Source organism: Streptomyces sp. V1I1 (assembly GCF_030817355.1).
Taxonomy (GTDB): Bacteria; Actinomycetota; Actinomycetes; order Streptomycetales; family Streptomycetaceae; genus Streptomyces.
Window position 1 is genome coordinate 3,535,001 of sequence record NZ_JAUSZH010000001.1, and the last position, 24,577, is coordinate 3,559,577.

23 protein-coding genes and 1 rRNA gene (1 of these 24 only partly in view) are annotated in these 24,577 nt (G+C 70.7%); 12 read left to right on the top strand and 12 right to left on the bottom strand.

All coding sequences use genetic code 11. The features are described 5' to 3' along the window. Nucleotides 1–262, bottom strand: a 16S ribosomal RNA gene (locus tag QFZ67_RS16495) (it extends 1,264 nt beyond the left edge of the window). 845 nt (nucleotides 263–1,107) lie between these two features. On the opposite strand from QFZ67_RS16495, the gene trpS reads away from it, so the two are divergent. Beyond that, nucleotides 1,108–2,103: a tryptophan--tRNA ligase gene (gene trpS / locus QFZ67_RS16500; protein ID WP_307661849.1), complete on the top strand. Its 996-nt coding sequence runs from the start codon at nucleotides 1,108–1,110 to the stop codon at nucleotides 2,101–2,103. Nucleotides 2,104–2,147: 44 nt separating this feature from the next. Here trpS and proC read toward each other — a convergent pair whose 3' ends face one another. The 3 genes from proC to QFZ67_RS16515 form a co-directional block, all read right to left on the bottom strand. Beyond that, nucleotides 2,148–2,957: a pyrroline-5-carboxylate reductase gene (proC, locus tag QFZ67_RS16505; protein WP_307661850.1), complete on the bottom strand. Its 810-nt coding sequence runs from the start codon at nucleotides 2,955–2,957 to the stop codon at nucleotides 2,148–2,150. A gap of 162 nt (nucleotides 2,958–3,119) precedes the next feature. Next, nucleotides 3,120–3,857 (bottom strand): ABC transporter permease, encoded by a 738-nt coding sequence (locus QFZ67_RS16510; protein WP_307661851.1) that lies wholly within the window; start codon nucleotides 3,855–3,857, stop codon nucleotides 3,120–3,122. Continuing rightward, nucleotides 3,854–4,666, bottom strand: a complete 813-nt coding sequence (locus QFZ67_RS16515; protein WP_307661852.1) for an ABC transporter ATP-binding protein — start codon at nucleotides 4,664–4,666, stop codon at nucleotides 3,854–3,856. The genes QFZ67_RS16510 and QFZ67_RS16515 overlap by 4 nt, the downstream gene beginning before the upstream one ends. A 138-nt stretch (nucleotides 4,667–4,804) precedes the next feature. Between QFZ67_RS16515 and QFZ67_RS16520 the strand changes: the two genes are divergently transcribed. Beyond that, the gene (locus tag QFZ67_RS16520; RefSeq protein WP_307661853.1) at nucleotides 4,805–5,266 is read left to right on the top strand and encodes a hypothetical protein; all 462 of its coding nucleotides are present in this window, start codon (nucleotides 4,805–4,807) and stop codon (nucleotides 5,264–5,266) included. A 166-nt stretch (nucleotides 5,267–5,432) separates the two neighbouring features. Here QFZ67_RS16520 and QFZ67_RS16525 read toward each other — a convergent pair whose 3' ends face one another. Together QFZ67_RS16525 and QFZ67_RS16530 are read right to left on the bottom strand one after the other, a co-directional pair. After that, on the bottom strand, nucleotides 5,433–5,954 hold the full coding sequence (locus tag QFZ67_RS16525) for a hypothetical protein (RefSeq protein ID WP_307661854.1): 522 nt from the start codon (nucleotides 5,952–5,954) through the stop codon (nucleotides 5,433–5,435). Nucleotides 5,955–5,989: 35 nt separating this feature from the next. Next, nucleotides 5,990–6,283, bottom strand: coding sequence for a peptidase (locus QFZ67_RS16530; RefSeq protein WP_307661855.1), 294 nt, complete (start codon nucleotides 6,281–6,283; stop codon nucleotides 5,990–5,992). A 142-nt stretch (nucleotides 6,284–6,425) separates the two neighbouring features. Between QFZ67_RS16530 and QFZ67_RS16535 the strand changes: the two genes are divergently transcribed. Beyond that, nucleotides 6,426–8,549, top strand: a complete 2,124-nt coding sequence (locus QFZ67_RS16535) for a PQQ-binding-like beta-propeller repeat protein (RefSeq protein WP_307661856.1) — start codon at nucleotides 6,426–6,428, stop codon at nucleotides 8,547–8,549. 31 nt (nucleotides 8,550–8,580) lie between these two features. Here the strand turns inward: QFZ67_RS16535 and ilvD are convergent, their stop codons facing one another. The 4 genes from ilvD to QFZ67_RS16555 all read right to left on the bottom strand — a co-directional run bounded on the left by ilvD (nucleotide 8,581) and on the right by QFZ67_RS16555 (nucleotide 12,941). Continuing rightward, nucleotides 8,581–10,431 carry a dihydroxy-acid dehydratase gene (gene ilvD, locus QFZ67_RS16540; RefSeq protein ID WP_307661857.1) on the bottom strand — a complete coding sequence of 617 codons (1,851 nt, stop codon included), beginning with the start codon at nucleotides 10,429–10,431 and terminating at the stop codon, nucleotides 8,581–8,583. 115 nt (nucleotides 10,432–10,546) lie between these two features. Continuing rightward, on the bottom strand, nucleotides 10,547–11,161 hold the full coding sequence (locus QFZ67_RS16545) for a TetR family transcriptional regulator (RefSeq protein WP_307661858.1): 615 nt from the start codon (nucleotides 11,159–11,161) through the stop codon (nucleotides 10,547–10,549). Beyond that, the gene (locus QFZ67_RS16550; RefSeq protein ID WP_307661859.1) at nucleotides 11,158–11,988 is read right to left on the bottom strand and encodes a sugar phosphate isomerase/epimerase; all 831 of its coding nucleotides are present in this window, start codon (nucleotides 11,986–11,988) and stop codon (nucleotides 11,158–11,160) included. The genes QFZ67_RS16545 and QFZ67_RS16550 overlap by 4 nt, the downstream gene beginning before the upstream one ends. A 23-nt stretch (nucleotides 11,989–12,011) precedes the next feature. Next, complete coding sequence (locus QFZ67_RS16555; protein WP_307661860.1) at nucleotides 12,012–12,941, bottom strand: Ppx/GppA phosphatase family protein; 930 nt, start codon at nucleotides 12,939–12,941, stop codon at nucleotides 12,012–12,014. 40 nt (nucleotides 12,942–12,981) lie between these two features. Between QFZ67_RS16555 and QFZ67_RS16560 the strand changes: the two genes are divergently transcribed. After that, complete coding sequence (locus QFZ67_RS16560) at nucleotides 12,982–13,794, top strand: hypothetical protein (RefSeq protein ID WP_307661861.1); 813 nt, start codon at nucleotides 12,982–12,984, stop codon at nucleotides 13,792–13,794. 116 nt (nucleotides 13,795–13,910) lie between these two features. Here the strand turns inward: QFZ67_RS16560 and QFZ67_RS16565 are convergent, their stop codons facing one another. Next, the gene (locus QFZ67_RS16565; RefSeq protein WP_307661862.1) at nucleotides 13,911–15,575 is read right to left on the bottom strand and encodes a hypothetical protein; all 1,665 of its coding nucleotides are present in this window, start codon (nucleotides 15,573–15,575) and stop codon (nucleotides 13,911–13,913) included. A 174-nt stretch (nucleotides 15,576–15,749) separates the two neighbouring features. Between QFZ67_RS16565 and QFZ67_RS16570 the strand changes: the two genes are divergently transcribed. The 3 genes from QFZ67_RS16570 to disA are packed head-to-tail and all read left to right on the top strand — an operon-like array spanning nucleotide 15,750 to nucleotide 18,996. Beyond that, a complete protein-coding gene (locus tag QFZ67_RS16570; RefSeq protein ID WP_307661863.1) occupies nucleotides 15,750–16,331 on the top strand; it encodes a dihydrofolate reductase family protein in 582 nt (193 codons plus the stop codon). Nucleotides 16,332–16,384: 53 nt separating this feature from the next. Further along, nucleotides 16,385–17,827, top strand: a complete 1,443-nt coding sequence (gene radA, locus QFZ67_RS16575; protein WP_307661864.1) for a DNA repair protein RadA — start codon at nucleotides 16,385–16,387, stop codon at nucleotides 17,825–17,827. Nucleotides 17,828–17,871: 44 nt separating this feature from the next. Beyond that, entirely contained in the window at nucleotides 17,872–18,996 is a 1,125-nt protein-coding gene (gene disA, locus QFZ67_RS16580) for a DNA integrity scanning diadenylate cyclase DisA (RefSeq protein ID WP_307661865.1), read from the top strand. Between the two features lie 29 nt (nucleotides 18,997–19,025). On the opposite strand, the gene QFZ67_RS16585 is transcribed toward disA, so the two are convergent. After that, nucleotides 19,026–19,838 carry a hypothetical protein gene (locus QFZ67_RS16585; protein WP_307661866.1) on the bottom strand — a complete coding sequence of 271 codons (813 nt, stop codon included), beginning with the start codon at nucleotides 19,836–19,838 and terminating at the stop codon, nucleotides 19,026–19,028. 372 nt (nucleotides 19,839–20,210) lie between these two features. On the opposite strand from QFZ67_RS16585, the gene QFZ67_RS16590 reads away from it, so the two are divergent. The 5 genes from QFZ67_RS16590 (at nucleotide 20,211) to cseC (ending at nucleotide 24,570) form a co-directional block, all read left to right on the top strand. Beyond that, nucleotides 20,211–21,119 carry an A/G-specific adenine glycosylase gene (locus QFZ67_RS16590; RefSeq protein WP_307661867.1) on the top strand — a complete coding sequence of 303 codons (909 nt, stop codon included), beginning with the start codon at nucleotides 20,211–20,213 and terminating at the stop codon, nucleotides 21,117–21,119. A gap of 181 nt (nucleotides 21,120–21,300) precedes the next feature. Beyond that, nucleotides 21,301–21,873, top strand: a complete 573-nt coding sequence (locus QFZ67_RS16595; RefSeq protein ID WP_307661868.1) for a SigE family RNA polymerase sigma factor — start codon at nucleotides 21,301–21,303, stop codon at nucleotides 21,871–21,873. Next, complete coding sequence (locus QFZ67_RS16600) at nucleotides 21,861–22,532, top strand: hypothetical protein (protein WP_307661869.1); 672 nt, start codon at nucleotides 21,861–21,863, stop codon at nucleotides 22,530–22,532. The genes QFZ67_RS16595 and QFZ67_RS16600 overlap by 13 nt, the downstream gene beginning before the upstream one ends. Before the next feature lie 11 nt (nucleotides 22,533–22,543). Continuing rightward, nucleotides 22,544–23,251, top strand: coding sequence for a two-component system response regulator CseB (gene cseB, locus QFZ67_RS16605; RefSeq protein WP_307661870.1), 708 nt, complete (start codon nucleotides 22,544–22,546; stop codon nucleotides 23,249–23,251). Continuing rightward, on the top strand, nucleotides 23,248–24,570 hold the full coding sequence (gene cseC / locus QFZ67_RS16610) for a two-component system sensor histidine kinase CseC (protein WP_307661871.1): 1,323 nt from the start codon (nucleotides 23,248–23,250) through the stop codon (nucleotides 24,568–24,570). The genes cseB and cseC overlap by 4 nt, the downstream gene beginning before the upstream one ends. Nucleotides 24,571–24,577 lie beyond the last annotated feature (7 nt).

The window sequence follows — 24,577 nt, forward strand, 5'->3', positions numbered from 1 at the left end:
TAGGCCATCACCCCACCAACAAGCTGATAGGCCGCGGGCTCATCCTGCACCGCCGGAGCTTTCAACCTCCTCCCATGCGGAAGGAAGTGTTATCCGGTATTAGACCCCGTTTCCAGGGCTTGTCCCAGAGTGCAGGGCAGATTGCCCACGTGTTACTCACCCGTTCGCCACTAATCCACCCCGAAAGGCTTCATCGTTCGACTTGCATGTGTTAAGCACGCCGCCAGCGTTCGTCCTGAGCCAGGATCAAACTCTCCGTGAATGTTTTCCCGTAATCGGGACACACATCACGAGAGCGGAACGGTCAGACCGGAATAAGGCCTGCCGTCCACAGCATCCTCGCTGTGTAAATGCCTACCCGCCACATGGGCCAGTAGGACTTCAAAGGAACCACGACCATCCGAAGATGGACGGGGTATCAACATATCTGGCGTTGACTTTTGGCACGCTGTTGAGTTCTCAAGGAACGGACGCTTCCTTCGTACTCACCGCAGAACATTTTCTGAGGCTTTCCTCCGGGCGCTTCCCTTCGGTCTTGCGTTTCCGACTCTATCAGACTCTTTCGTGTCCGATTCCCCGTCAGAAGGGGCTCGCTTTCCGGCCTTTCGGCTTTCCGGCGGTGCCGACTCTATCAGATCCTTTCGGGTCTGATTCCCGGTCGAACTCGGGTTGCCTTTCCGGCTGTTGGGCCGTTCCGACGAGTGAGACTTTAGCGGAATCCTGGCCCCCGACGCTAATCGGGGCTGCGCTCATTCGAACGCGGATTCCTCATTTCGCAAAAGCGCACAGAAAGCCGGGCGACGGAGTGTCGCTCGCTTGTAGTCGGTCTTGCGGAATGGCTGTCCGGGGACCGGCCGAAGTCGGTGCTCACGTCGGACAACTCGGAGAACACTACGGATGGCGGTATCCGCTGTCAACCTGGGGCTGGGGCCCGTAGTCTCGTACGTATGACAACGCGTACGTGCCTCCTTCAGTGGTGGGCCGCCTGACGGCGGCCGGCACCTACGCATGCACTCAACGGCCGCCGCTTCGGCGGCCGTTCTCGTTTCTCCCTCCGGGAGTCCGGCCGCTGGACGCGGCGGCTCCGATCAGGAGACGGAGAGCGTGATGACGCGGATCTTCAGCGGGATCAAGCCCACGGGGCATCTGACGCTGGGCAACTACCTCGGGGCGCTGCGCAGGTGGGCCGAGGTCGATCAGCACCAGGCGGACTCGCTGTTCAGCGTGGTCGATCTTCACGCGCTGACCGTGGAGCACGATCCGGCGCGGGTGCGCAGACTCAGTCGGCAGGCCGCGTCGCTGATGCTGGCAGCGGGGCTGGACCCGGAGCTGTGCACCGTATTCGTACAGAGTCATGTGGACGAGCACGCGCGGCTGTCGTATCTCCTGGAGTGCACGGCCACGGACAGCGAGCTGCGGCGCATGATCCAGTACAAGGAGAAGGGCACGCAGGCGCGGGCAACCGGGCAGAGTGTGCGGCTGTCCCTGCTTACCTATCCGGTGCTGATGGCGGCGGACATCCTGGCCTACGGGACGGATGAGGTGCCTGTGGGTGAGGACCAGACCCAGCATGTGGAGCTGACGCGGGATCTGGCGGTGCGGTTCAACCAGCGATACGGGCACACGTTCACCGTGCCGAAGGCGACGCATCCGCCGGTGGCTGCGCGGGTCATGGATCTGCAGGACCCGACCTCGAAGATGGGGAAGTCGCACGAGTCCGGGGCGGGGATCGTCTATCTGCTGGACGACGCGGATGTGGTGCGCAAGAAGATCATGCGGGCGGTCACGGACAGCGGGCGTGAGGTCGAGTTCGACCGCGAGGGCAAGCCGGGCATCGCGAATCTGCTCGAGATGCTGGCGGCTTGTGAGGGTGGGAACCCAATCGACCTGGCCGGTGTATATGAGTCGTACGGGGCCTTGAAGAAGGACACGGCCGAGGCGGTGGTGGAGCTGCTGATGCCGGTGAGGGAGCGACATGCGGAGCTGGCGGCGGATCCGGGACACGTCGATGAGGTGCTGAGGAAGGGAGCCGAGCGGGCCAGGGGGATGGCCCGGCCGAGAGTTGATGCCGCCTATAGGGCGATCGGGCTGCTGCCCAGGTAGCGGAGGACGACTCCGTCCCAGCCGTCCAGCCGTGACCGGGACCGTCAGCCGTTGCCCGACGCGAGCTCGCGGCTGCGGTCGCGGGCCGCCTCGATGGCGGCGATCAGGGCGGCGCGTACACCGTGGTTCTCGAGTTCGCGGATGGCACTGATGGTGGTGCCGGCGGGGGAGGTGACGGCTTCGCGGAGCTTGACGGGGTGTTCGCCGCTGTCGCGGAGCATGACGGCGGCGCCGATGGCGGCCTGGACGATCAGGTCGTGGGCCTGGGCGCGGGGCAGGCCGAGGAGGATGCCGGCGTCGGTCATGGCCTCGACGAGGAAGTAGAAGTACGCCGGACCCGAGCCGGACAGAGCGGTGGCCGCGTCCTGCTGGGACTCGGGGACGCGGAGGGTCTTGCCGACGCCGCCGAAGATCTCCTCGGTGTGGGTGAGGTGCTCGGCGGTCGCGTGGCTGCCGGCCGAGATCACGGACATGCCCTCGTCGACGAGTACGGGCGTATTGGGCATGACACGGACTACGGGGGTGCCTGCGGTCAGGCGTTCCTCGATGAAGGAGGTGGGGATGCCGGCCGCGGCGCTGATGACAAGGCGGTCCGCGGTGATGTGCGGAGCGAGTTCGTCGAGGAGCTTGCCCATGTCCTGGGGCTTGACGGCCAGGATGAGGGTGTCGGCGCGCTTGGCGGCCTCGGGGTTGGTGACGGGCTCGACGCCGTAGCGGGTGCGGAGCTCATTGGCGCGGTCGGCGCGGCGGGTGGTGACCAGCAGGTCGGCGGGGCGCCAGCCGGCGCGGATCATGCCGCTGAGGAGGGCCTCGCCGATCTTGCCCGTTCCGAGGACTGCGACTGTCTGGGTCATGGCTCTGTTCACCTCGCCGGTGGGGATACGTGTCGCCATCCTCGCACCGGGGGCGTGGCTGTGCCGGGGCGTCCGAGGGGCGGTACGGGCGAGCGCAGGCCCGCCCGCGCCTCGGAGGCCGGTGCCCGGCCAGCTCAAGGTCGGGGACACCATCACGCGGAACTAGGCGGTGCGGCGGCGCAGCGTCGCCGCGCCCATGGCCAGAACCAGGACCGCGCAGGCCGCGACGATCAGGACGTCGCGGGTGAAGTCGCCGGTGGCGTCCGGGTAGCGCTGGACTTCGGTCATGGCGTCGACGGCGTACGACATGGGCAGGACGTTCGAGATGCCCTCGAGGACGGGCTGCATCTTCTCGCGCGCCGTGAACAGGCCGCAGAGCAGCAGCTGCGGGAAGAGCACCGCCGGCATGAACTGGACCGCCTGGAACTCAGAGGCGGCGAAGGCCGAGACGAAGAGTCCCAGTGCCGTGCCGAGCAGGGCGTCGAGGAGCGCGACGAGGAGCAGCAGCCAGGGCGAGCCGATGACGTCCAGGCCCAGTGCCCACAGCGCGAGGCCGGTGGCGAGGAGGGACTGGACGATGGCGACGAGGCCGAAGGCCAGGGCGTAGCCGGCGATCAGATCGCCCTTGCCCAGGGGCATGGCGAGCAGGCGTTCCAGGGTGCCTGAGGTGCGTTCGCGCAGGGTGGCGATGGAGGCCACCAAGAACATCGTGATCAGCGGGAAGATGCCGAGGAGCGAGGCGCCGATGGAGTCGAAGGTCCGCTCGCTGCCGTCGAACACGTAGCGCAGCAGGAAGAGCATCACGCACGGCACGAAGACCATCAGTGCGATGGAGCGCGGGTCGTGGCGGAGCTGGTGCAGGACGCGGGCGGCGGTGGCGAGGGTGCGGGAGGCGTTCATCGGGCGTTCTCCTGAATGGCCTTGGGCTGAGGATCGGCCTGCTGCGGGGAATCGGCCTGCCGGGCGTTGGCCTCGTCGACCAGGTGGAGGAAGGCGGCTTCGACGGTCTGGGAGCGGGTTCGGAAGCGGAGGTCGTCGGGGGTGTCCTCGGCGAGGATCTCGCCCTCGCGCATCAGGAGCAGGCGGTGGCAGCGCTCCGCCTCGTCCATGACGTGCGAGGAGACGAGGATCGTCGCGCCGCGCTCGTCGGCGAGACGGTGGAAGAGATTCCACAGATCACGGCGCAGGACGGGGTCGAGGCCGACGGTCGGTTCGTCGAGGACGAGCAGTTCGGGTGTGCCGAGCAGGGCGACGGCGAGGGAGACGCGGCTGCGCTGGCCGCCGGAGAGCCGGCCGGCCAGGGAGTCGGCGTGCGAGACGAGGTCTACGTCGGCGATGGCACGGGTGACGTAGTCGCGGCGGGTGTCGCGGTGGCGGCGGCCGGGCTGCAGGACGGAGGCGAAGTAGTCCAGGTTCTGGCGGACCGTCAGGTCGTCGTAGACGGCCGGGTCCTGGGTGACGTAGCCGATACGGGAGCGCAGGGTGGCGTCGCCCGCGGGACTGCCGAGGATGTCGAGGGTTCCGGTGACCTTGGCCTGCGTGCCGACCACGGCGCGCATCAGGGTCGACTTGCCGCAGCCGGAGGGGCCGAGGAGGCCGGTGATCCGGCCGGGCGGCACGGTGAAGTCGATGCCGCGCAGGACGGTGCGCTCGCCTCGTACGACTGTGAGGCCGCGGGCCAGGACGGCAACTCCAGAATAATTCATCATGTGATGAATAATGCGCTGGCGGCCTTGCCACGTCAAGAGAGCGGTGCAGCGTCAAGAGATGAGGCCCGTCGAGAGATGGGGGGCGTGTCAGGGGCATCCCCCATGGCGTTGGGGGCACGGGCGGCGGACGGTTGACATATGAGCCACAACAGTGAGATCTCGAAGGCCGAGCGGCGGCGGCTGGCCGTCGCGTCGGTGACGCTCGGGCCGTGGCGCGCCGCCGCGGCGGTCGGCGGGCTGGGCGGCGGCGTTGCCCTCGCGCTCGGCATGATCGGCGAGGGAATCGGCCTCGGCGTGCTGGCCGGCGCGCTGTCGGTCGCGCTGATGCTGTTCTTCATGGTCGGCGGGGCGGGCGCGGTGCTCGGCGACAAGCCGGGCACGGGGAGCCCGTCCGACCGCCGGATACGGCGCTGGGCCGCGGCCCACCCATGGCGGGTCGCGGCCGTGCCGGGCGCGCTGATGGTCGCCGCGGATGTGGTGGTCCAGCAGGCGCTCACCACACAGGGGTTCTTCGGCAGCCTGTGGGAGGGCCTGTGGCGGGGCGCGCTCGTGATGGGCGTCGTCGGGCTGGTCGGGCGGTTCTCGCGCAGGTCGCGCTGAGGCCGGGGATCAGCCGGACCGCCACGCGCGGCCCATCAGGACGCGGGCGCGGTGCGGTAAGGGTGCCGGGCGTGCGGGTGCCGGGCGTGCGGGTGCCGGGCGTGCGGGTGCCGGGCGTGCGGGTGCCGGGCGTGCGTCGGAGCGTACGAACCGGATCAGGCCGTGGCTACTTGCGCTTGGCCTTGCCGCCCTTGCCCTTGCGGGCGGCGGGGTTGCCGGTACGGACGCCGCGGCGCTTCTCGTACTGGCTGCGGGCCGTCTCGTACTCCTCGCGGCGCAGCTTCTCGCCCGGTGCCTCGGTCAGCGAGCGGAAGAAGTAGGCGAGGAGCGAGCCTACGAAGCCGATCGCCTTGAGGCTGCGCAGCGAATCCTCGGTCGCGGAACCGGTGGGGCGGCGGGTGAAGCCCTCCCAGGTCTTGCGGAAGGCGACGGCGCTGCAGATCGCGAACATCACGACGACCAGCGCGTTGACGAAGCCGCCCACGTCGGCGATCGCCAGACCCTGGTAGGCCAAGCGCAGCACGAGACAGCCTGCTACGGCGGCGGCGAGGGCACCGGCGGCGACGCCGGCGCGGCGCAGCCCGTAGCCCCCGTCGTGGCCGATCCAGGTCGTGCCGAAGAAACGGATGGGCTCGGGCTGCGGACCGCCGCCGGCGTTCGTCCCGCTCTGCTTACTCTGCTCGCTCACGGGGTCGATTATCCCCGGGCGTCACGGCCACCCCGTCAGGAGCAGCGGATCGTCACATAGCCGTCGCTACCGGTGTTCACATACGCGTCCGAGACGAACTGCCCATTGGCGATGTTGTCCCAGAGGTTGGTGGTGCCGTACGGACCACTGATCCACTCACCCGGCTTCTGGCAGTTGATCGGCACCCGAGAGCCGACCGGCAGCACCTTGATGAGCCGGTAGTTGGTGCCTGGGCCACTGCGTACGTTCAGCGCCACTCCGGGCGCGACCGGATAGCGCTTGGCCGTGGCCTCGTCGAAACTCTCGGACTGCACTTCTTCAACAGCCATGAAACTCTCCCCCGTTGATGTGGCTTGATCCGTACGGTCTCTTCCGTACGCCGCGCAGGCTAGCAACCCACACCTGCATCACACGCATCATCGACTAGGCTCCGTGCGTCGCGCTTGCGCACGAACAACACGGGGGTGGGAGATGCCACCGCTGCGCAGCACCGGGCGGTTCCCGGAAGCGGAGCATCCGGAATATGCCGGGCAGTACCGTCTTGAGGCATGCCTCGGCAACGGCGGCATGGGCGTCGTCCACCTGGCCACTTCCGCCTCCGGGTTGCGCCTCGCGGTCAAGGTCATCCATGCCGAACACGCATCGGACCCGGAGTTCAGAGCCCGTTTCCGGCAGGAGGTCGCGGCCGCCCGCAAGGTCAGCGGCGCCTTCACCGCGCCCGTCGTCGACGCCGACCCGGAGGCGGAACGGCCCTGGATGGCCACGCTGTTCATCGAGGGCCCGACGCTCGCCGAGCGGGTGAAGCGGAACGGGCCGCTGGGCTCGGAGGAACTGCGCAAGGCGGGCGCGGGTCTCGCCGAGGCGCTGCGTGACATCCATCGCGTCGGCGTGGTGCACCGCGATCTCAAGCCGAGCAATGTACTGCTCGCTCCCGACGGGCCGAAGGTCATCGACTTCGGCATCTCCCGTCCCGCGGACAGCGATCTGCGTACGGAGACGGGCAAGCTGATCGGTACGCCGCCGTTCATGGCGCCCGAGCAGTTCCAGCGTCCGCGCGAGGTCGGGCCCGCCGCCGATGTGTTCGCGATGGGGGCCGTGCTGGTGCACGCGGCGACCGGGCGCGGGCCCTTCGACTCGGACAGCCCGTACATCGTGGCGTACCAAGTGGTGCACAACGAACCGGACTTGGCGGGTGTGCCGGCGGATCTCGTGCCGCTGTTCCGGCGCTGTCTGGCGAAGGACCCGGCGGAACGGCCGACGCCGTACGAGTTGATGGTCGCGCTGCGCGGGTCCTCGCCCTCCTCGTCGTACGACACCCAGGCCTACATACCGGCGCAGCGCACCCCGGACCCCCGCGAGAGCGCGCCCCTGGTGCCCGCTGCGGGACACCGCCCCCTGACCCGGCGGAAGATCCGCTGGGCGGGCGCGGCGCTGGCGGTGCTGGTCACGGCGGGGATCGTGGTCGTACGTACCGTGGGCGACGGCGACACCGCGGCTCCCGCACCCTCGGTGCCCCGCGCCGAGCAGACCTTCCGCCCCTGGAGCGTGCCCCTGCGCGGCGGGGACGACGAGAACAGGACGCCGGTCTGCGCGTCGGCCGGCTCCGGGCTCTACTGCACGGCGCCCGGCATCAAGGCGACCCGCCTCAACCCCGCCGACGGCAAGACCCTCTGGTCGGCGAAGACGGGCGACAGCGCGGCGCAGACCGACGAGGGCATGACGCCCGTACTCGCCGGCGGGCTGCTGCAGGTGGTCGCACCCGGCGGGGACCGGCTCGAGGCGCTCGACCCGGAGTCCGGCGAGGTCAGCTGGGACGTCGACATCTCCCGGTACTCCACGGTCCGGCCTGCCGGTGACGTGGTGCTGCTGGTGACGGACGGCGGGGTGGTGCGGGCCGTCGACGCCGCTACGGGCAAGGAGCGCTGGACCCGGCAGCGCGGCGGAAGGGGCAGCCAGTGGGTCGCGTCCACGGGCGGCGACGGACCCGCGCTCGCCGTCACACCCTCCGCTGACGGTACGTCGACACTGGTCAGCGCGGTCGACCCGGCCAGTGGCGACCTGCTCTGGGAAAAGCGGGTCAAGGGAACGCTGAGCCCGGCGCGGTCGGTGGGCGGCTTCCTGTATCTGCTCTCCGCCAACACCGACGGCTTCACGGACGCTGTCGTACGACTCGACACCGCGGGCAAGCCGCGCGCGGTACGCCGTATCCCGCTGCCCGCGCCCGTCGACCAGGCGCAGGCGACCGTGGCCGGGGACACCGTCTACCTGAGCGGATCGGGCGGCGCGCTCCTCGCCCTCGGCACCGGCGGGACGAAGCCCGCCCAGCTGTGGCGGCTGGAGACCTCGGTCACCCATCTCTCACGCCCCGCCGCCGACGCCCGCGCGGTGTATGTGACGGCCGGGGACGGGCGGCTGCTGGCCGTGGACGCCGTACGCGGTGTGCTCATCGGCCAGACCAAACCCCGTATGGACGACGGGCGTTACACCTTCGCGTCGGTGCTGCCCGCACCCGTCGTCGCCGGTGACAAGCTCTTCGGCACGGCCCCGGACGGCTCCGTCTTCGCGCTGGACGCCCGGGACCCCACCAAATGGTGAGCCTGCTGCACGACCGGCTGTGCGACCGGGATCAGCCCAGCCGGGACACGTCCCGGACCGCGCCCTTGTCGGCGCTCGTAGCCATCGCCGCGTACGCGCGCAGCGCCGCCGAGACCTTCCGTTCGCGGTCCTTCGGCGCGTAGACACCGCCCAGCGCCTCGCGGCGGGTCGCCAACTCCGCCTCGGGGACGAGGAGTTCCATCGACCGGTTCGGGATGTCGATACGGATGCGGTCGCCGTCCTCGACGAGCGCGATGGTTCCGCCGCTCGCCGCCTCCGGCGAGGCGTGCCCGATCGACAGGCCCGATGTGCCGCCGGAGAAGCGGCCGTCCGTCACCAGCGCGCAGGCCTTGCCGAGCCCGCGGCCCTTCAGGAACGACGTCGGGTAGAGCATCTCCTGCATGCCGGGGCCGCCGCGCGGGCCCTCGTAGCGGATGACGACGACGTCGCCCTCCTTGATCTCCTTGCGGAGGATCTTGTCGACGGCCTCGTCCTGCGACTCGCAGACGACGGCAGGTCCCTCGAAGGTCCAGATCGACTCGTCCACGCCGGCGGTCTTCACGACAGCGCCGTCGACGGCGAGGTTGCCCTTCAGCACGGCGAGTCCGCCGTCCTTGGAGTACGCGTGCTCGACGGAGCGGATGCAGCCGTTCTCGGCGTCGACGTCGAGGGACTCCCAGCGCTCGGACTGGGAGAATGCGGTCGCGGAGCGGACGCAGCCGGGGGCCGCGTGCCACACCTCGACGGCCTCGGCGGACGGGGAACCGCCGCGCACGTCCCAGGTCTTGAGCCAGTCGGCGAGGGACGGGGAGTGGACGGTGTGGACGTCCTCGTTGAGGAGCCCGCCGCGGTAGAGCTCGCCCAGGATCGCCGGGATGCCGCCCGCGCGGTGCACGTCCTCCATGTAGTACGTGCCGCCGGGGGCGACGTTCGGCGCGACCTTGGCGAGACACGGGACGCGGCGCGAGACGGCGTCGATGTCGGTCAGGTCGTAGTCGAGCTCGGCCTCCTGGGCGGCGGCGAGCAGATGCAGGATCGTGTTGGTGGAGCCGCCCATGGCGATGTCGAGCGCCATGGCGTTCTCGAAGGCCTCGCGGGTGGCGATGTTGCGCGGCAGGACGGACTCGTCGCCCTGCTCGTAGTAGCGCTTGGTGATCTCGACGATCGTGCGGCCGGCGTTCTCGTAGAGCGCCTTGCGGGCGGTGTGGGTGGCGAGCACCGAGCCGTTGCCGGGGAGGGCCAGGCCGATGGCCTCGGCGAGGCAGTTCATCGAGTTGGCGGTGAACATGCCGGAACAGGACCCGCAGGTGGGACAGGCGTTCTCCTCGATACGGAGGACGTCCTCGTCCGACACGTTCTCGTCGACCGCGTCCACGATGGCGTTGATCAGGTCGAGCTTGCGGACCGTGCCGTCCACGAGGGTCGCCTGGCCGGCCTCCATCGGGCCGCCGGAGACGAAGATCACCGGGATGTTGAGGCGCAGCGCGGCCATCAGCATGCCGGGGGTGATCTTGTCGCAGTTGGAGATACAGATCAGGGCGTCCGCGCAGTGCGCCTCGACCATGTACTCGACGCTGTCCGCGATCAGGTCGCGGGACGGCAGGGAGTAGAGCATGCCGGCGTGGCCCATCGCGATGCCGTCGTCGACGGCGATCGTGTTGAACTCGCGGGGCACGGCGCCCGCGGCCAGGATCGCGTCGGAGACGATCCGGCCGACCGGGGCGAGATGGGTGTGGCCGGGCACGAACTCGGTGAATGAGTTGGCGACCGCGACGATCGGCTTGCCGATGTCTGCGCCCGCTACGCCCGACGCCCGCATAAGGGCGCGGGCGCCCGCCATATTGCGGCCGTGGGTGACAGTGCGGGACCTCAGCTCGGGCATCGTCGCTCGCTCCTTCAGACGGGTAGGCTCCCGTCGAGCCTACGCCGCGGCTCCAAGATCTGGACAGTCTGTCCGTTATACGGGACGCGAGGCTCACGCTTCGGTCAGCTGCCGCTCAGGCTTCGGTCAGATACCGCTGCAGCGTGGGGGCCACCATCGCGATGATCTCCTCCGGGTCCGCCGAGGCCAGCGGCTCCACCCTGATCACATAGCGCAGAATCGCGATGCCGATCATGTGCGAGGCGGCCAGCTCCGCGCGGAATTTCGGGTCCGGTACGTCGAGATCGCCCGCGATCCGCTCGAGCAGCCGCCGCAGTACGAAGCTGCGCAGTACCTTCGCCGCCGCCTCGTGGGTGAGCGCGGAACGGATGATCGCCAGCAGCGGGGCCCGGGTCGCCGGGTTTTCCCACACCCCGATGAAGTAGCGGGCGAGCCGCTCGCCGATGCCGTCCGCGCCCTGCCCCAGGATCTCCGGGATGACCAGAGTCGGCTCGAAGGAGACCTCGATGGCGGCCGCGAAGACCTCGTCCTTCGTACCGAAGTAGTGGTGGACGAGTGCGGGGTCGACGTCCGCCGCCTTGGCGATGCCGCGGACGGTCGTCTTGTCGTAGCCGCGCTCGGCGAATTCCGTACGGGCCGCTTCCAGGATCCGCTCGCGGGCGCCGGGGCCCTCTCCCGCTCCCGTACGGGCCGGACGGCCGCGCCGCCGCGGAGCCGCAGCGCCGGTCATGAGCCGCGCACCCCGGAAGACGCGGCCGACGCCAGATGCAGCCGGGTGAAGGCGAGCGCCTCGGCGAGGTCGGCCTCGCGTTCGGCGGCGGACATCGCGCGCCGGGTGTTGACCTCGATGACGACATGGCCGTCGAAGCCGGTACGGGCCAGGCGCTCGAGCAGCTCGGCGCACGGCTGGTTGCCGCGCCCCGGGACCAGGTGCTCGTCCTTCGCGGACCCCTTGCCGTCGGCGAGGTGCACATGGCCGAGCCGGTCGCCCATCCGGTCGATCATGGCCATCGTGTCGGTACGGGACGTCGCGGTGTGCGAGAGGTCGACCGTGAAATGCCGGTAGTCCTCTTTGGTGACGTCCCAGTCGGGGGCGTACGCGAGCATCTCGCGGTCCCGGTAGCGCCACGGGTACATGTTCTCGACGGCGAACCGGACATCCGTCTCGTGCGCCATCCGCCATATCCCGGTGACGAAGTCCCGGGCGTACTGCCGCTGCCAGCGGAACGGCGGATGCACGACGACCGTCGAGGCGCCCAGCTTCTCGGCCGCCGCCTGCGCCCGCTGGAGCTTCACCCAGGGGTCGGTGGACCAGACCCGCTGGGTGATCAGCAGACAGGGCGCGTGCACGGCGTGGATCGGCACCTGGTGGTAGTCGGACAGACGGCGCAGGGCCTCGATGTCCTGGCTGACGGGATCGGTCCAGACCATGACCTCGACGCCGTCGTAGCCCAGGCGCGCGGCAATTTCGAAGGCCGTCGCCGTCGACTCCGGATAGACGGAAGCCGTTGACAGGACAACCTTCGCATCCGGGATACGCACCACTGGTTCTGCCACGGGAGACAGGGTACGGGCCGCCGCTAGGAGGCCGGGAGATGGTCCAGGCGCCGCAGAATGACGCCCTCGCGCAGCGCCCAGGGACAGATTTCGAGCACCGGAGCCCCGAACAGATCCATCGCACCCTCCGCGACCAGCGCTCCTGCCAGCAGCTGACGGGCTCGGCCCTCGGAGACGCCGGGGAGGGTGCCGCGCTGCTCGACCGTCATGGCGGCGAGCTTCGGCATCCACTCCTCCAGTGACTTACGACTCAGTTCACGCTGCACGTAAAGGCCATCGGCGGAGCGCGCGGCACCCGCGATACGGGCCAGCTGCCTGAAGGTTTTGGACGTCGCCACTATGTGGTCCGGCTTCCCGAACCGGCTGAACTCGCCGACCGAACGGGCGATCTCGGCCCGGATACGGCGGCGCAGCGCCTTCACGTCCTTCGGGTCGGGCGGGTCGCCGGGCAGCAGGGCCGTCAGCCGGCCCGCGCCGAGCGGCAGCGACACCGCCACGTACGGGTCCTCGTCGATCCCGTACGCGATCTCCAGCGAGCCGCCGCCGATGTCCAGGACCAGTAGCTTCCCGGCCGACCATCCGAACCAGCGGCGGGCCGCGAGGAAGGTCAGCCGGGCCTCCTCCTCGCCGGTCAGGACCTGCAGGTCGACCCCGGTCTCGGCCTTGACCCGGGCCAGCACCCCGTCGGCGTTGCTGGCCTCCCGCACCGCGGAGGTCGCGAAGGGCAGCACCTGCTCGCAGCCCTGGTCCTCGGCGGCCTGCACCGCGTCGCCGACCACCTCGATCAGCCGGGCGACGCCGTCGGGTCCGATCGCCCCGTCCCCGTCGAGGAGTTCGGCGAGTCGCAACTCCGCCTTGTGCGAATGGGCGGGCAGCGGGCGGGCGCCCGGGTGGGCGTCCACCACCAGCAGGTGCACTGTGTTCGAACCGACGTCGAGGACTCCGAGTCTCATGAACGGAACGCTACTGCTGTCACGCGCATACGCTTGCCCTGTGCCAAAGACGAAAAAGGCGAAGCAGGGCAAAGCCAAGCCCCCGAAGCAGATCAAGCCCTCCAAGCACGACGAGAAGGGCCTGGACTTCGCGCGAGCGTGGGTCGAGTTCCCGGACCCCGGCGACGACGAACAGGTCTTCCGCTGCGATCTGACCTGGCTGACCTCGCGCTGGACCTGCATCTTCGGAAGCGGCTGCCAGGGCATCCAGGCGGGCCGCGCGGACGACGGGTGCTGCACGCTGGGCGCGCACTTCTCCGACGAGGACGACGAGAAGCGGGTCGCGGAGAACGTCGCGCGGCTGACGCCGGAGCTGTGGCAGTTCCACAACGTGGGCACGGAGACGGGCTGGGTCCAGACCGACGACGACGGCGAACGCCAGACGCGCCGCTGGGAGGGGTCCTGCATCTTCCAGAACCGCCCGGGGTTCGAGGGCGGGGCGGGCTGCTCGCTGCACATCCTGGCGCTGCGGGAGGGCAAGGAGCCGCTGGAGACGAAGCCGGACGTGTGCTGGCAGCTGCCGGTGCGGCGTACGTACGACTGGATCGAGCGCCCCGACGACACGAAGGTGCTGCAGGTCTCGATCGGGGAGTACGACCGCCGTGGCTGGGGCCCCGGCGGCCATGACCTGCACTGGTGGTGCACGTCGGCGACGTCGGCGCACGGGGCGGGGGAGCCGGTGTATGTGACGTACCGCCCTGAGCTGACGGAGCTGATGGGCAAGGAGGCGTACGACGTCCTGGCGGAGCTGTGCGAGGCCCGCCTGTCGTCGCAGCTCCCTTTGGTGGCCCCGCACCCGGCGGACCCGAGGTAGCACCTGCGGAGCCCGCGGTGCGGCGTCCGCGGATTGCCTGTTGCGGCGGGCTGCGGGGGTCCGCGGCGCGGGGGTGCGTTGCGCGGGTCGCGGGGTGGCCCGGTGCCGCGGGTGGCTCAGCTCGGCGACGGGGATGCGGATGCGGACGGGTCCGACGGCGGCGGGTCCGCCGGTGGCGCTTCCTGCGTCGGGGTCTGTGACGGGTCAGAGGGCGCCGGGCTCGGGTCCGTCGGCGTGGGCGTCGGGTCCGTCGGCGTCGGGGCCGGGTCCGAGGGTGTCGGCGGTCTCGTCGCGCCGTAGCCGTCGATCTCCACCACCGCGCCCGACGGGTCCACGCCCACCCGCGCCGTCCACGGCCCCTCCGGTTCCCGGTCGTGGTCCACCGTGACGTAGATCGTGACCGACTCGCCCGGGCTGAGCGTGCCCGAGGAGTGGCTCATGTACAGCCAGGGAGCGTCCGTCCACGCCGACCATGCCGCCGGGGAGCCGCCCGAGGCCGTGATCGTGATCCGCGTCGTGTCGCCGGCGGGCTCAGCCTCGACCGTGAGGCGGCCCGGGCCAGAAACGCCGGAGCGGGACGGCGAGAGGGGGGTACCCGCGCTGATGACCTCGACGGAGACGTCCGGCGAGCGCGAGCCCGCCGTGAACCTCGGGTCCGGTTCCGCCTGCGCGTTGCCCGCGTTCTCGTAGTGGTCGTACGGCTCGCCGTTGATGCCATTCGGCCCGTCCGCCGCGCTCGCGGAGACCGAGGAGCCGTCGCGCCCCTCCCCCGTCAGCGGCGCGCCCCGGTACGCCGCCCAGAGCGCGAACACCGGCGCCGCGACGACGGTCGCCACGACCGTGGTCGTCACGGCGCGCGCCCGCAGCCGGTCCCGCCGGGCCGCGTGGTCCTTCGGGTCGAGCGGGAAGCCGCCGGGGCCGAAGCGCGGCGCGGCGGCCCGGGCGCGGGGTACGCGCAGCATCGCGGCATACGAGGCGGCCCGCGGCGCCTCGACCAGCGGCAGCGCGGCCGGGGTGACGGCCGACCCCGGCCACGGCCCGCCCGCCCCCGCGCGCTCGGCGGTGCGGCGGCAGCGGGGGCAGTCGGCGACGTGCCGGACGAGTTCCTGGCGCAGAGTGGCGGAGAGGAGCACCTGGTGATCGCCGGTGAGCCGGGCGACGGCCGGGCAGTTGCCGGTCTCGACGACGGCGAGCGCGGCCCAGGTGCGCTCGACCTCGCAGGCCGCGGCGGCCAGCAGCTCGCGCGCGGCCCTCGCGTCCAGGCCGATGACGGCGCCGACTTCGCGCGAGCCGAGCCCGTGCCGGACGGCGAGCTCCAGGGCCTCGCGCTGTTCGGGTGTCGTCCCGGCCGCCTCCGGCCAGGCCAGCAGCGCCAGTTCACGGTGGCGGCGCTCGGCGGCCTCCTCCGGGACCGGGGGCGCGGCGTCCCCGGAGGCGGCGAGCCGCGCGGGGCGTCCGGTGTGCGTCCCCTGCCGCTTGCGCCGCTGTTCGGTCAGCCGGCGCAGACAGGCCCACCGCGCGAGCGCGTACAGCCATGCCTTCCGCTCGGCCTCGCCCGCCGGGCAACGCCCGTACTGCCGCTCGGCGATGGCGAGTACGTCGCCGAGGAGCGCGGTCGCCGCCTCGTGGTCGCAGAGCACGGAGAGGCAGTACGTGAACAGGCCGTCGAGGTACGGCTCATAGCGCGCGAGCGGCTGTTGCGCGGACGGACGGGACACGCGCCGGTTCGCCCGGTGTGCGCCGGTGGTGTGCGTGGGAGGTTCCAGCCTGCTGCTCGTCACGCCCGTGACCGTAGGCGCTGGAGTACATCCCCTTCGTACCCCTTGAACACTTTTAATCCTTTCGGGTGAACAGATCGCTCGAAGAGGGACAGGAATCGTTAATTCCACCCCTAGCGGGCCACCGGCGTACGCCGGGCTCCGATGAGTTCCGAGGCTGAGGACGGTCAACCCTTCATGAGCAAGGTCATCTCAGGTATGTCGATGTCACTGGACGGCTTCATCACCGCGCCGGAAGACACCCGCGAGGAGCCGCTGGGCGTGGGTGGACGCCGCCTGCACCGGTGGGTTGAGGAGATGAACGAGACCGACGCCAAGGTCCTTGCCGAGATGGTGGAAAACCTCGGCGCGATCGTGATGGGCCGGCACTCCTACGACGTGTGCGAGGGCGACGGCGGCTGGGGCGACGGCGGTCCGGCCGGCAAGATCCCCTGCTTCGTCCTCACCCACCGTCCGCCGGACCCGGCGGACGTGGTCGCGCCGGACGTGTTCACCTTCGTCACGGACGGCATCGAGTCGGCGATCGCGCGGGCGAGGGCGGCCGCCGGCGGCAAGCACGTCGGCGTGCACGGTGCGACTCCCGCGCAGCAGGCGCTTAACGCGGGTCTGCTGGACGAGATCCACATCATGCTCGTCCCGGTCCTGCTCGGCGCGGGAAAGCGGCTGTTCGACCATGTCGGCGGGCCCGTCGAGCTGCGGCGGACCTGGTCGCTGGAGTCGTCGGACATCACCCACCTGCGCTTCGAGGTCGTGAAGTAGCCCGCAGGGGCGGTGGCGACGGCGTTGTCAGTGGGCCCCGCTACGGTTTGCGCATGGCTGCCCGTACGAAATCCGCGAAGGACCGGCCGTCTTACCGCTGCACCGACTGCGGCTGGACGACCGCCAAGTGGCTCGGCCGCTGCCCCGAGTGCCAGGCCTGGGGGACGGTCGAGGAGTACGGCGCACCGGCTGTCCGCACGACCGCCGCCGGCCGCGTCTCCACCGCGGCCCTCCCCATCGGCCAGGTCGACGGCCGACAGGCGACCGCCCGCCCCACCGGCGTGGACGAGCTGGACCGTGTCCTCGGCGGCGGCTTGGTGCCGGGGGCCGTCGTGCTGCTCGCGGGCGAGCCGGGCGTCGGCAAGTCCACGCTGCTGCTCGACGTCGCCGCGAAGGCCGCCAGCGACGATCACCGCACGCTGTACGTCACCGCCGAGGAGTCCGCGAGCCAGGTGCGCCTGCGCGCCGACCGGATCAACGCGCTGCACGACCACCTCTATCTCGCCGCCGAGACCGATCTCTCCGCGGTCCTCGGCCACTTGGACGCGGTCAAGCCGTCGCTGCTGGTCCTCGACTCCGTACAGACCGTCGCATCCCCCGAGATCGACGGCGCTCCCGGTGGCATGGCCCAGGTCCGCGAGGTCGCCGGCGCGCTGATCCGCGCCTCCAAGGAGCGCGGCATGTCCACGCTCCTCGTCGGCCATGTCACCAAGGACGGCGCGATCGCCGGACCGCGGCTGCTTGAGCACCTGGTGGACGTCGTGCTGTCCTTCGAGGGCGACCGGCACGCGCGTCTGCGGCTCGTACGAGGCGTCAAGAACCGCTACGGCGCGACGGACGAGGTCGGCTGCTTCGAGCTGCACGACGAGGGCATCACCGGCCTCGCCGACCCCTCCGGCCTGTTCCTCACCCGCCGGGACGCCCCCGTCCCCGGCACCTGTCTCACGGTCACCCTCGAAGGCCGCCGTCCGCTCGTCGCCGAGGTGCAGGCGCTGACGGTCGACTCGCAGATCCCCTCGCCCCGGCGCACCACATCGGGGCTGGAGACCTCCCGGGTCTCGATGATGCTGGCCGTCCTCGAGCAGCGCGGCCGGATCACCGCACTGGGCAAACGCGACATTTACAGCGCGACCGTCGGCGGAGTGAAGCTCTCCGAGCCCGCGGCCGACCTGGCGATCGCGCTCGCCCTGGCATCGGCCGCCAGCGACACCCCACTGCCCAAGAACCTGGTCGCGATCGGCGAAGTCGGTCTCGCGGGCGAGGTCAGACGGGTCACCGGCGTCCAGCGCAGGCTCGCCGAGGCACACCGGCTCGGCTTCACGCACGCCCTCGTCCCGTCCGACCCCGGCAAGGTCCCGGCCGGCATGAAGGTCACAGAAGTGGCCGATATGGGAGACGCGCTGAGGGTGCTCCCGCGGGGGCGTCAGGGGGGCTCGGTGGCTGCTCCGCGCAAAGAGCGGACGGACGCCCCACAGGACGACGACACGCGCCGGTAGACTTTGCCCTGGTCTCGCCCATCCGTACGAGCCGGAGGAGTGCAGTGGCAGCCAACGACCGGGCAGCAGCACCCGGAAAGTCCGGCGGAGGCTCCGGCAACGAAGCGCTGATCCGCGCCGCCCTGAGCGCGGTCGCGCCCGGTCAGGCCCTGCGCGACGGCCTGGAGCGGATCCTCCGCGGTAACACCGGAGGCTTGATCGTCCTCGGCATGGACAAGACCGTCGAGTCGATGTGCACCGGCGGTTTCGTGCTGGACGTGGAGTTCACCGCGACCCGGCTGCGTGAGCTGTGCAAGCTCGACGGCGCGCTCATCCTCGACAAGGACATCAGCAAGATCCACCGGGCCGGTGTGCAGCTGGTCCCGGATGCGTCAATCCCCACCGAGGAGACGGGCACCCGCCACCGCACGGCGGACCGGGTCTCCCGGCAGTGCGGCTTCCCGGTCGTCTCCGTGTCGCAGTCGATGCGGCTGATCGCGCTGTACGTGGACGGGGAGCGCCGGGTTCTCGAGGAGTCGGCCGCGATCCTGTCCCGCGCCAACCAGGCGCTCGCGACACTGGAGCGGTACAAGCTCCGCCTCGACGAGGTCGCGGGCACGCTCTCCGCGCTGGAGATCGAGGACCTGGTGACGGTCCGGGACGTCACGGCGGTGGCACAGCGCCTTGAGATGGTGCGCCGGATCGCGACCGAGATCGCCGAGTACGTGGTGGAGTTGGGCACCGACGGCCGTCTCCTCTCCCTCCAGCTGGACGAGTTGATCGCGGGCGTGGAGCCGGAGCGTGAGCTGGTCGTACGCGACTATGTGCCGGAGCCGACGGCGAAGCGGTCCCGCACGGTCGACGAGGCGCTCACCGAGCTGGACGACCTCACCCACACCGAGCTGCTCGAACTGCCCGTAGTGGCAAGGGCGTTGGGCTACAGCGGTTCGCCCGAGACGCTCGACTCAGCGGTGTCGCCGCGCGGTTACCGGCTGCTGGCGAAGGTGCCTCGGCTGCCGGGCGCGATCATTGAGCGGCTCGTCGAGCACTTCGGCGGCCTGCAGAAGCTGCTCGCGGCGAGCGTCGACGATCTGCAGACGGTCGACGGCGTGGGAGAGGCGCGGGCCCGCAGTGTGCGGGAGGGCCTCTCGCGGCTCGCGGAGTCGTCGATCCTCGAGCGGTACGTGTAGCTCGGTGGCCGCCGGACGCCCCCGGCGAGTTACTCCTTCTCCAGGCGGAACGACGCCGGCAGCACCGTCACCCCCGGGAACTTCGCCTCCACCAGATACGTACCGGAGGCGACCGCCCCCGCGGGCGGCGTCGCGCACTGCGGCGCGCTCCGCCTGCGGTCCCACTCCACCGTGTGCGTGATCGTCGCGCCCGCCGGAACCCGCAGCAGGAGACCGCCGGCCGTGCGCGGGCAGTCCTTCGAGGACCACACGTCGTCGTCCTCGTCGTCGGTGACCGTCAGCACCGCCACCTTGGGACCGAAGTCCGCCTTGCAGGTCGTCGCCGACGAGTTGGACGCGACCAGCTGGAACGTGGGCTTCTCCCCCGGCTCGTACGAGACTTTGACGCTGCGCAGGGTCAGTTTCAGTGCGCCCGGGGAGCAGTCGGGGAGGGTCGAACCGGCCGGGACCTGCTGGCCGCCCGCGCCGCCACTGGCCGCGCCACCCGTGCCGTTGTCGCCGTTCTTGCCGCCGTCACCGCCCGCCCCGCCGTCGGCGCCCGCGTCCGTACCGCCGCCGTCGGCGCTGCCGTCACTCTCGCCGGAGTCGCCCGACTCGTCGCGCCCGCCCGGCTGTTCACTGATCGCGGGTCCGGACTGGGAGGGCCCAGGGGTGATGGAGGGCGCGGGACCGGAGCCGTTGGCGCTGCCGTCGTCCCGGTCTCCGTTGCCGTTGCCGCCACCGGAACTGACGGCCCATACGGTCAGCAGCGCGAGCAGCGCGATCAAAGACGCCGCGACTGCCCTCCGTCGCCAGTAGATGGAGGAGGGTAGCGGCCCGATCGGATTGCGCAGAGATCCCACGGCCCAAACTCTACGAGAGAACGTGGCCAACTCCCGTCCCATCCGCCGCCCGACTTCGCGAGTTCTGGCGATCATCATCACGGTCGGCGCCGCAAGCATCCCCGACTTTCGTCAAGGCCACCCCTTACCGATCGCTCTGGGTGAGGATACGGGCCCGCCGGGTACGGTCCGTGACCATGGGCCGCAGCATCAGCCGCGTTCGTCGTCACCTGGCGGCGGGCGGGCCCGCGGCGTCACCTGGCGGCGGGCGGGCCCGCGGCGGGAATTCGCCCACGTGGTGTTCTGGTTCACCGGGCGGCCGGGACTGAGGCTCGGCGGCGCCCGGAGCGTATGCAGCGTCCGCTCCCCTTGTCGTGCCAGGATCAGAGTGCCATGACTGACATCACCACAGACCCTGCCCCGGCCGACGCGGCGTCCCTCCACACGCCGGTCATCGCCTGGTTCGACGAGCACGCCCGCGATCTGCCCTGGCGCCGCCCCGAGGCCGGCGCCTGGGGTGTGATGGTCAGCGAGTTCATGCTGCAGCAGACACCCGTCAACCGGGTGCTCCCCGTGTACCAGCTGTGGCTGGCGCGCTGGCCGCGCCCGGCCGATCTGGCGGCCGACGCACCCGGCGAGGCGGTCCGCGCCTGGGGCCGGCTCGGCTATCCGCGGCGTGCGCTGCGCCTGCACGGGGCCGCGCAGGCAATAACGGAGCGGCACGGCGGCGATGTGCCGAGCGACCACGCGCAGTTGCTCTCGCTGCCCGGCATCGGGGAGTACACGGCAGCCGCGGTGGCCTCCTTCGCGTACGGACAGCGCCATGCCGTCCTCGACACCAATGTCCGCCGGGTCCTGGCCCGCGCCGCGACCGGCATCCAGTACCCGCCGACCGCGACGACCGCCGTCGAACGCAAGCTGGCCCGCGCGCTGCTGCCCGACGACGAGGCGACCGCGGCCCGCTGGGCGGCGGCCTCCATGGAGCTGGGCGCGCTGGTGTGCACGGCGAAGAACGAGGACTGCGCGCGCTGCCCGATCGCCGGTCGGTGTGCGTGGCGGCTGGCCGGTAAGCCCGCGTACGAAGGTCCCGCGCGCCGCGGCCAGACGTACGCGGGAACGGACCGGCAGGTGCGCGGCAGGCTCCTCGCCGTGCTGCGCGAGGCGGTGGCGCCGGTGCCTCAGTCGGCGCTGGACGCGGTCTGGCACGAGCCGGTCCAGCGGGCCCGGGCGCTGGACGGACTGGTCGCCGACGGGCTCGTGGAACCGCTGGAGAACGGATTCTACCGACTCCCTCACAGTTGAGCCGTCGGCCGTTTCCCACTCGAACCGCACCTGAAACATCTGCTGTTACACAACCGATGGATGGCCGTGCGCCCTCCGACGGCTGCTCCGCACAGCCCCGTGACAACACCTCCGTAGCTTCTTGTGACACAAGGGAACGGCAGTGCTTGTCGCGGGGCTCACGGGGACGGAGGCGGTTGGAATGGCGCACGGCGAGGTGCTCGAATTCGAAGAGTACGTACGCAACCGGCAGGAGGCGCTTCTGCGCAGCGCCCGGCGTCTCGTCCCCGACCCGATCGACGCGCAGGACCTGCTGCAGACCGCTCTGGTCCGCACCTACGGTCGCTGGGACGGCATCGCGGACAAGTCGCTGGCCGACGCGTACCTCCGCCGCGTGATGATAAATACGCGTACGGAGTGGTGGCGCGCCCGCAAGCTGGAAGAGGTTCCGACCGAGCAGCTGCCCGACGCGAGCGTCGACGACGGCAGTGAGCAGCGCGCGGACCGCGCCCTGTTGATGGACATCCTGAAGGTGCTCGCACCCAAGCAGCGCAGCGTCGTGGTGCTGCGACACTGGGAGCAGATGAGCACGGAGGAGACCGCTGCCGCGCTGGGTATGTCGGCCGGTACGGTCAAGAGCACGCTGCACCGGGCGCTGGCCCGGCTCCGACAGGAGCTGGAGAGCCGGGACCTGGACATCCGTGCCCTGGAGCGCGGCGAGGTGCGGCGTAACGGTGAGTGCGACGGACGGGGGCAGGAGCGGTGCGCGGCCTGACTGGCAGAGGCGGCAACAGGAGCCTGGCGGCGAGCGGCGCGGCGATGGCCGGGCTCGCCGCCGTAGGCGTGTTCGCCGTCGCGTGCTCCACGGGCGGCACCGGGGTTCAGGACGAAGGCGCGGCGCATGCCGACGCGGTCGCCAAGGCCACCCCCTCGTCCAACGCGTCCCCCACCGGCGGCGCGCAGAAGACCGAGGCCGTCAGCGCGGTGAAGCTGATCATGAGCGATCCGAAGGTCAGCGAGCGGGTCAAGGCCGACCTCAAGCCGTGCGCCCGGGACTCCTACCCGGTGGACACCTCCTACGGGAACCTCACCGGCGGCTCCTCGCCCGATGTCGTCGTCAATGTGCTGACGTGCGGTGACGCGGTGGGCATGGGCACGTATGTGTACCGCCGGACCGGCGACAAGTACGAGAATGTGTTCGCCGCCGAGGAGCCCGCGGTGTACTCCGCGATCGACCGGGGCGACCTGGTGGTGACCAAGCAGGTGTACGCCAAGGGTGATCCGGTCGCCGAGCCGTCCGGCGAGGAAGTGACCACGTACCACTGGTCGGGCGGGAAGTTCGTCCAGCAGTACTGGGTACGCAACGAATTCAGCAGAACGGTCGGAGAGGGCGAGGTTGTCGCCACCGAACCGCCCGTACCGAACGAGAACTGAGAGCAGCGGGGATGGCAGAGACCCATGTCCTGTTCGTCGAGGACGACGACGTCATCCGTGAGGCGACCCAGCTCGCCCTGGAGCGGGACGGCTTCGTGGTCACCGCGATGCCCGACGGGTTGCAGGGCCTGGATGCCTTCCGAGCCAACCGGCCGGACATCGCGCTGCTCGATGTGATGGTGCCGGGTCTGGACGGCGTGAGCCTGTGCCGTCGCATCCGGGACGAGTCGACCGTGCCCGTGATCATGCTGTCGGCGCGCGCCGACTCGATCGACGTGGTGCTCGGCCTGGAGGCCGGCGCCGACGACTACGTCACCAAGCCGTTCGACGGCGCGGTGCTGGTCGCCCGCATCCGCGCGGTGCTGCGCCGCTTCGGCCACGCGGTCGGCGCGGCGGGCGGCGGTGCGGCCCCGGCGGGTCAGGATCCGCAGGGGCCGCTCCTGGCCTTCGGCGATCTGGAGATCGACACGGAGGGCATGGAAGTGCGCAAGGGGGGTGCGCCGGTGGCGCTGACGCCGACCGAGATGCGGCTGCTGCTGGAGTTCTCGTCGACGCCCGGGACCGTGCTCTCCCGCGACAAGCTGCTTGAGCGGGTGTGGGACTACGGCTGGGGCGGCGACACCCGGGTCGTGGACGTCCATGTCCAGCGGCTACGCACCAAGATCGGACAGGACCGGATCGAAACGGTCCGCGGCTTCGGCTACAAGCTCAAGGCATGAAGCGGCTCGTACTGCGCACAGGAGTCCGCTGGAAGATCAGCATCGCGATCGCGGGCGTCGGCGCGCTGATCGCCATGGCGCTGAGCCTTGTCGTGCACAACGCCGCCCGCGTCTCGATGCTGGACAACGCCCGCGATGTGCAGATGGACCGGGTGCTGCTCGCGCAGCGCTGGTACGAGACGTCCAAGAACAAGGACCCGCGTTTCAACACCAAGATCAATGACTCTGCCCTGCCAAGGTCACTCCAGAAGCTGATGCGCGAGAAGCGGCGCGGCACCTACGTGGACGAGGGCAACGGCGGCACGCCCGACATCTGGGCCGCCGTACCGCTGTCCAACGGAGACGTGCTCTCCCTGCACACCCAGTTCGCCGGCCGCAGCGCCACCGTCATGAAGGATCTCGACCGGGCGCTGATCATCGGCTCGGTCTCCGTGGTCTTCGGCGGCTGCGCGCTCGGCGTGCTGATCGGCGGGCAGCTCTCCCGCCGGCTGCGCAAGGCCGCCGCGGCCGCCGGCAACGTCGCGCAGGGCAATACGGAGGTACGGGTCAGGGACGCGATCGGCGGTGTCGTACGCGACGAGACCGACGATCTGGCCCGCGCCGTGGACGCGCTGACCGACGCCCTGAACGAGCGCATCGAGGCGGAGCGCCGGGTCACCGCCGACATCGCGCACGAGCTGCGCACCCCGGTCACCGGGCTGCTCACGGCCGCCGAGCTGCTGCCGCCCGGCCGCCCCACCGAGCTCGTACGAGACCGGGCGCAGGCCATGCGGACGCTGGTCGAGGACGTCCTGGAGGTGGCCAGGCTCGACAGCGCGTCGGAGCGGGCCGAGCTCCAGGAGATCTCGCTCGGTGAGTTTGTCAGCCGCCGGATCACAGTGCTGAACCGCGATGTGGTCGTCCGCGTCGTGCACGAGTCGTGGGTCAGCACCGATCCGCGGCGGCTGGAGCGCATCCTGCTCAATCTGCTGACCAACGCCGCCAAGTACGGCAAGCCGCCGGTCGAGGTCACGGTCGAGGGCCGCGTGGTGCGGGTCCGCGACCACGGTCCCGGCTTCCCCGAGGCGCTGCTGCGGGAGGGCCCGAGCCGCTTCCGCACGGGCGCCAGCGACCGCGCGGGGACGGGCCACGGCCTGGGCCTGACGATCGCGGCGGGCCAGGCGCGGGTCCTCGGCGCGCGGCTGACGTTCCGCAATGCCGCGCCGGAGGGGATGGCGACGCCGCTGGGCGAGTCGGGCGGCGCGATCGCGGTGCTCTGGCTCCCCGAGCACGCGCCGACGAACACCGGCAGCTTCCCGATGATGCCGCTGCCGGACTAGGGCGCGC